The following is a 6,380-nucleotide window of genomic DNA, read 5'->3' as shown; positions in this document are numbered from 1 at the left end:
ACCGGTGGCCAAGACGCCACCGTGCGGATCTGGGACGTCGCCACCGGCAACCCGGTCGGCAGCCCCCTCACCGGCCACACCGGTTCCGTGGACGCGGTGGCGATCAGCCCTGACGGCACCCGGGCAGTCACCGGCGGCGCGGACAACACCGTGCGGATCTGGGACCTTCTCACCGGCGTTCCCGTCGGCAACCCCCTTACCGGTCACACCGGCCCCGTGGAGGCGGTGACGATCACCCCCGACAGCTCCCGCATCGTTTCGACCAGCCAGGACCGCACCGTGCGGGTCTGGGACCTCGTCACGGGCGTTCCCGTCGGCAACCCCCTTACCGGTCACACCGGCCCCGTGGAGGCGGTGGCGATCAGCCCTGACGGCACCCGCATCGTCACCGGCGGCTACGACGCCACCGTGCGCGTATGGGACCTTGCCAGCGGCACAGCCGTCGGTGAACCTCTCATCGGCAACGCCGGCCCCGTGCATGCGGTGGCGGTCACCTCGGACGGCACCCGCATCATCGCCGGTGGTGACGGCGGTGGTCCTGCGGACGGCCCCGGCACCACCGTGCGGGCGTGGGACCTCTCCACCGGGAATCCGGTGCTGTACCCGTTGCAAGGTCACACCGGCCTGGTCCTCTCGCTGCTGGTGACCCCGGCCGGCGACCGGCTCATCAGCGGCGGTGACGACGCCATCGTGCGGATTTGGGACCTTGCTACCGGCAACCCTGTCGGTGGTCCCCTCGCCGGTCACAGCGGACCTGTGCGCGCGATGGCGATCGCCCCTGATGGCACCCGCCTTGCTACCGGCGGTGACGACGCCACTGTGCGGATTTGGGACCTTGCTACCGGCAACCCTGTCGGTGGTCCCCTCACCGGTCACAGCGGGCCAGTTCGTGCAGTGGCGATCAGCCCCGACGGCACCCGCCTCGTCACCGGGGGCGATGACGCCGTCGTGCGGATCTGGGATCTCGCTACCGGCGACCCCGTCGGTGGTCCCCTCACCGGTCACAGCGGGCCTGTTCGTGCGGTGGCGATCAGCCCCGACGGCACCCGCCTCGTCACCGGGGGCGCCGACGCGATCGTGCGGATCTGGGACCTTTCGACCGCCACCCTCCTCGATGCCCGGACCGGCCACACCGCCGCGGTGACCGCAGCGCGGATCAGCCCTGATGGCACGCGCCTCGTCACCGGCAGCGCCGACGCCACGGTGCGGATCTGGGACTTCGCCAGCGGCAGCGCCGTCGGCGAGCCCCTCACCGGCCACTCCTTCTCCTCTGTGAACGCGATGGTGATCAGCCCCGACGGCACCCGAGTGGTCACCGGCAGCACCGACGCCAGCGTGCGGATCTGGGACCTTGCCACGGGCACTCCGATCCGCGCCCCTCTTACCGGCCATGTCGGCGCCGTGCTCGCGGTGGCGATCAGCCCCGACGGCGCCCGAATCATCACCGGCGGCAGCGACGCCAAACTGCGGATCTGGCGCCCGTTCGGACCGGCGCGGGTCGATCTGGGCGCGGGGGTGATCAACGATGCCGCAACCACGACCGACCGGCTCGACCTCGCTCTCGATGTGCGGATCCTGTCGACGTTGCTCGCGGCCAACTCGACCGCGCCGCCGTTGTCGATCGCCTTGATGGGGCGTTGGGGCAGCGGGAAGTCCTCCCTGATGGAGCAGTTGATCTCCGCTGTCAACGCGCTCTGCGCCCAGGGCCAGCCGCCAGGGGCCTACGTGCGCGAAGTGCGGCAGGTGAGGTTCAACGCATGGCACTACAGCGACGATCACCTGTGGGTCGGGCTGATCGAGCAACTGTTCAGGCAGCTGCGCGACCAGCCGGCCCAGCGCTCCGCGTCGACGGAGAGCGTGCCCGAGTTGCAAGCCGAGCTCGGGCGCGCGAAGGCCCGCAAGGCTCGCCTGGACCGTCAACTCGACGAGCTCGACGACCTCGATCCAGGTCGTGGATGGTTCGGCGCATCCGAGGTGGTGCGGCGCACCCTGCTGGCGATCCGCGCCGCCGGCCAGGACGCCGGCGACGAGGCCCGTGCACGACGAGTCCGGGGAGCACTGCTGTTCGCGGCACCAGCGGTGCTCGGGATCGGCGCGGCGACACTGTTCGGGCAGCAGTTGCAGGACTTCGCCCTCGGCCTGCCATGGTTCGTTGCAGCCGCAGGCGTGCTACCGGGGATCGTGGGCGCCGTGCGTGCGGCATGGACAACCGTCGGGGAGACCGGAGATGAGCTGCACAAGAAGCTGCAAGCCAGCCGCACCGCCAACGAGAAGGAGCTGCAGCGGCTCGAGGCGAAGCTGACTCGGCTCGATCCGGCCCGCCAGCTCGACGCCCTCCTGACCGAGATCAGCTCTGAGGATCGCTACGCCTCCCACCGAGGCCTGATCGGGCGGGTCGGGGCCGACCTGCACCGTCTCGACCAACAGTTGGCCTCCCAGACCGATCCCGCGGTCCGCTGGCGGATCATCCTCTACATCGACGATCTGGACCGCTGCCCGGCAGAGCGCGTGGTCGAGGTGCTGCAAGCGGTCAACCTGCTGATGGGCATGCAGCTGTTCTTCGTCGTCGTCGCGGTCGATCCCCGCTGGCTGTTCGCCGCGCTCGATCAACACCATCGCCATCTACTCGCCGATCGCGCCGGCGAGCTCGGCACGAGCGCTGCCGCACGAGCACTTTCCGGGCGCGCACTGGACTACCTGGACAAGATCTTCCAGGTGCCGTACGCGCTGCGCCCCGTCGGCGCCCGCGGCGTCGCGTTCCTGCGCGACCTGCTGCCCGAACACGATCCGACGACGGGCCCCACCGAGGCACATGCCCGCGCCTCCGATCCTCAGGACGCGGTGCAGCCGCCCGACATGGGGCCTCACCCGGACACCGGCGACGTCCCATCACCACCACCGAACGACGGATCACGAGCAGATCTCCCGCCGCCGCCGCCACGGCAGCGCCAACCGGCAGCAGCTCCCTCGCGCGCACCGCTGGCCCCCCAAGCGCCGGGCCCGGTGTCCACGCAGGCCCTGGCACCGGCGAGCTGGGTGACGCAGAACCTGCGGCTCAGCGTGGCTGAGTCCGACTTCCTCCCGAAGCTGGCTTGGTTGCTGCCCACTCCGCGGGCGATGAAGAAGTTCACCAACCTCTACCGTCTACTGCGCCTGAGCGTCCCGGACGCCGAAGTCGCCGACTTCTGCGGCGATCGCAGAAGTGGGAAAGGGCCCTACCAGGCTGCGGCGTTGCTGCTTGCGATCTTGATCAGTGATCCTGGTGGGACCGGCGACCTGTTCGCCTATCTCACCAATCCTGATACCGCCCCGGACGACGGGCAGGACGTCATCGAGGTGCTGCGCGGTGCGAGCGCGGCGACGGACCGTCAGTTCGCGGGCGAACCGGCCGCCCACCGTCTGACAGCCGCCATCATCGCGCTGCGACACTCCGGGGTCGCGGTGCACGGCGAGCTCGCGAGCTATCAGCGCTGGGCGCAGGCTGTGGCCCGATACAGCTTCGAGACCTACCACCTCTACGCCGACCCCGAAACGCCGCTCGCCGTCGCAGCCCGTGGCATCGGCCCGCCGGCCGACTCGCCGGCCGACTCGCCGGCCGACTCGACGCAGCCCTGACCTCGACTGGGACGGAATCCCGATTGTGGGCAGGTCAGGCGGTGCTTGCCTCCGTGATCCGAGCCCGGGTGACAACGACCTTGGTGGCGCGGGCGAGCAGGGCCTGCGGGGCGTCTTCCCAGTCCGCGAGCACGCCCGTCACGAGCTCGGGGCGGAGGCTCCCGGTGGCCACGGCGGCGAGGACGGCTGGGAGTTCCGCTCGCGCGTTGGCGAGCCCGGTGGTCAATGTGCCCTGGCGGACGTACAGCTCCCACATCGGCACGCGGGTACCCGTGGCGAAGTAGAGGGCCACCGAGGTGCAGATCCCACCCGGAGCAAGGCTCTTGATCGCGTAGGCCAGTGCGCCCCGTTCACCGTTGGCGTCGACCACCACCGGGTACTCGCCCCGGCGGGCCGGCGTCCGACGCCAGGATGCCGCGCGTTCGACGGGACGGGCGCCGAGTCGTTGCGGGTCGGTGTCGAGGTAGTCCACCGATTCCGCGCCCAGCGCCAGGGCGCTCGCCGCGGCGTACAGCCCAACGCTCTTCGCTTGACCACCGAGCACCAGGACCGGCGCCGACGGCCGGCGGTTCAGCGGGTGGGCGACCGCGCGCCAGCCGTCCGGGATGTTGTCGGCGGCGCTGGCCAGGGTCGCCGGTTCTACATCCGGTGGAATCGGCAGCAGCATGTGGTCGGCGTAGGGAACCCGAAGGCGATCGGTCATCGCCCCGCCCCATCCACCGGTCGCCGCACCGAGCCCGTACATCGAGACAGGGGTGCGGCCGGCGGTGGTGCACGACGCCGTCAGCCCGGTCGTGCATGCCCGGCAGCTGCCACAGGAGATCTGGAACGGAACGACGACGACGTCACCACGACGCACCGAGCGGACCTCGTGGCCGACTTCGAGGACCTCGGCCACGCACTCGTGACCGAAGGGGAACGGGCCGGCGAAGGGCTTGCGGCCCAGATAGTCGAGCAGGCGCTGGTCGACCAACTTGGCCGCGTGCGCGAGCTGCAGCGGCCGGCCCAGATCATGGCGGAGGAACGCATCGTCGAGATCGCACCGGGCCACGGCGATCGGCCGAACGATCGCGTCCATATCGCTCGTCATGTCGATGTCGGGCGCATCAACCCATTCCAGGGTGCCCTTGCGCAGGTAGAAGAGGGTTCGCACGGCAGCAGTCAAGCGGCCCTGTTCCTCGATTTCACGCTCTGCTGGAGTCACGGGGCGGCAAGGGGTGCAATGGCTGGTACAGGCCGAGGCTGGTGCCGTCGGAGAGTTCGATGGCGGTCAACTTCCCCCATCGCTCCTCGGTGACGGGCTGGCAGCGCACACCCTTCGCCTCCAGATCGGCGATCGTCGTGTCGATGTCGTCGCACATCAGGAACAGCTCGTGTCGAGATTCACCAGCGGGATGGACGGCGAGCTCGGCAGGTGGCATGGCGAAGATCAGCCACCCGCCGCCGGCGTCGACCGATGGGTGGTCGAGCACGTCGCGGAAGAACCGGCGGACCTCGTCGGCCTTCTCGCTGTAGATGATGGTGTGCAGTCCAGTGATCATCGTTCCTCCGCTACCGCTACTGGAGCAGGCCGATGGCGAGGGACATGCCCAGGAACAGCACGAGCTGGTACGCGCTGTTGATCGCGGTGAGCTGCGCCGGCTTCTGCTCGAAACCATTGTGCTGCGCCAGGGTCGAGAGTGAGAAGCCGAGCCACGCGGTGAGGCCGACGGCGAGGGCGAGCCAGACCGAATCGCTGACGAAGAAGGCGGCGACGACGGAGCAGGCGGCGGCGAGGCCAAGCGCGGTGACGGTGATCGACACCACCAGGATCACGAACGGGCCCTTGCCGGCTCTGACCGAGTCTTCCTTGGTCACCCCGGTCAGCTTCCGCCAGACCCCACCGACGAGGCCCCAGTCGCTGTACCAGGCCCACGCGATCGCCATCCCGGCCACGATCGCGACCAAGACGGCCGGCCAGCTGATGCTCAGGTCCACGGGAGCCCTCTTCTCGACGATCCTCTAGTGCGGTTGATATCATCAACCACGATGGAGAAAGTCAACCAGCAGTCGAAGAAGTCGCGCACCTACGGACAGTTCTGCGCTCTCGCGCGGTCCCTGGACGTCGTGGGTGATCGCTGGACCCTGCTCATCGTTCGTGAGCTCCTACCTGGTCCGATGCGCTACACCGAGCTCAAGACCTCACTCGCGGGCATCGCGACGAACCTCCTGGCCGAACGGCTGCGCACCATGGAGTCGAACGGGATCGTCGAGCGCCGGTTGGAGGCGTCGAGCCTCACCTACGCCCTCACGCCCTGGGGCATGGGACTGCGCGAGCCCATGGAGGCGCTCGGTCGGTGGGGAGCGCCGCTGCTGGCGACAGGACGTGGCGAAGACACGTTCCAGCCGCGATGGCTGACCCTCGCACTGCCTGCGCTGCTCGCCGGCGCGTCCGTCCCGAGTCCCGTGGAGCTCGGGATCGAGACGGACGGCTTGCTCATGGTCCTGAGGATCGACGAAGACGGCCCCCGCGCATTCATCCGCCGCGGCGAGGAACCGGAGACGGTCTTCGCCGCCGTGCCGGACGTCGTCGTCGCACTCGCCACCGGACACGTCAGCATCGAGGAGGCGCTCGCCGCGGGTGAGCTCCGGGGCGACCCGGACGTCCTTCGAAGCGTGTTCGCCGCTGGTAGGGCAAGTGCGTCCGCACCGAAAACCACTCCCTCGGCCTGAGCGTCGTGTCCGATTCCGGCCAGCCAACGCGGGCCGGCTCGGTCAGGCTCTAT

Annotated in this window: 5 protein-coding genes; 2 read left to right on the top strand and 3 right to left on the bottom strand. The window is 69.6% G+C overall.

All coding sequences use genetic code 11. The features are described 5' to 3' along the window. The first annotated feature begins 21 nt into the window (after positions 1-21). Positions 22-3,615 carry a P-loop NTPase fold protein gene (locus LL648_RS28550; protein ID WP_232665847.1) on the top strand — a complete coding sequence of 1,198 codons (3,594 nt, stop codon included), beginning with the start codon at positions 22-24 and terminating at the stop codon, positions 3,613-3,615. 34 nt (positions 3,616-3,649) lie between these two features. Here the strand turns inward: LL648_RS28550 and LL648_RS28545 are convergent, their stop codons facing one another. From LL648_RS28545 to LL648_RS28535, 3 genes are read right to left on the bottom strand one after another with little or no spacing between them, the layout of a single operon-like run. After that, positions 3,650-4,768, bottom strand: coding sequence for an alcohol dehydrogenase catalytic domain-containing protein (locus tag LL648_RS28545; RefSeq protein WP_232665846.1), 1,119 nt, complete (start codon positions 4,766-4,768; stop codon positions 3,650-3,652). A 31-nt stretch (positions 4,769-4,799) separates the two neighbouring features. Then, positions 4,800-5,156, bottom strand: a complete 357-nt coding sequence (locus LL648_RS28540; RefSeq protein ID WP_232665845.1) for a VOC family protein — start codon at positions 5,154-5,156, stop codon at positions 4,800-4,802. Positions 5,157-5,172: 16 nt separating this feature from the next. Beyond that, the gene (locus tag LL648_RS28535) at positions 5,173-5,592 is read right to left on the bottom strand and encodes a DUF1761 domain-containing protein (RefSeq protein WP_232665844.1); all 420 of its coding nucleotides are present in this window, start codon (positions 5,590-5,592) and stop codon (positions 5,173-5,175) included. A 51-nt stretch (positions 5,593-5,643) separates the two neighbouring features. Here LL648_RS28535 and LL648_RS28530 point away from each other — a divergent pair, with 51 nt between their 5' ends. Beyond that, positions 5,644-6,327 (top strand): winged helix-turn-helix transcriptional regulator, encoded by a 684-nt coding sequence (locus LL648_RS28530; protein WP_232665843.1) that lies wholly within the window; start codon positions 5,644-5,646, stop codon positions 6,325-6,327. Positions 6,328-6,380: the final 53 nt, after the last annotated feature.

It is taken from the genome of Pseudonocardia sp. TRM90224, assembly GCF_021245725.1.
GTDB lineage: Bacteria > Actinomycetota > Actinomycetes > Mycobacteriales > Pseudonocardiaceae > Pseudonocardia.
This window is presented reverse-complemented; position numbering and strand designations above follow the sequence as displayed.

Bases quoted from the DNA above. Each gene is read 5' to 3' on its own strand.
- LL648_RS28530 (WP_232665843.1), top strand. From the start codon at position 5,644: ATGGAGAAAGTCAACCAGCAGTCGAAGAAGTCGCGCACCTACGGACAG.
- LL648_RS28540 (WP_232665845.1), bottom strand. From the start codon at position 5,156: ATGATCACTGGACTGCACACCATCATCTACAGCGAGAAGGCCGACGAG.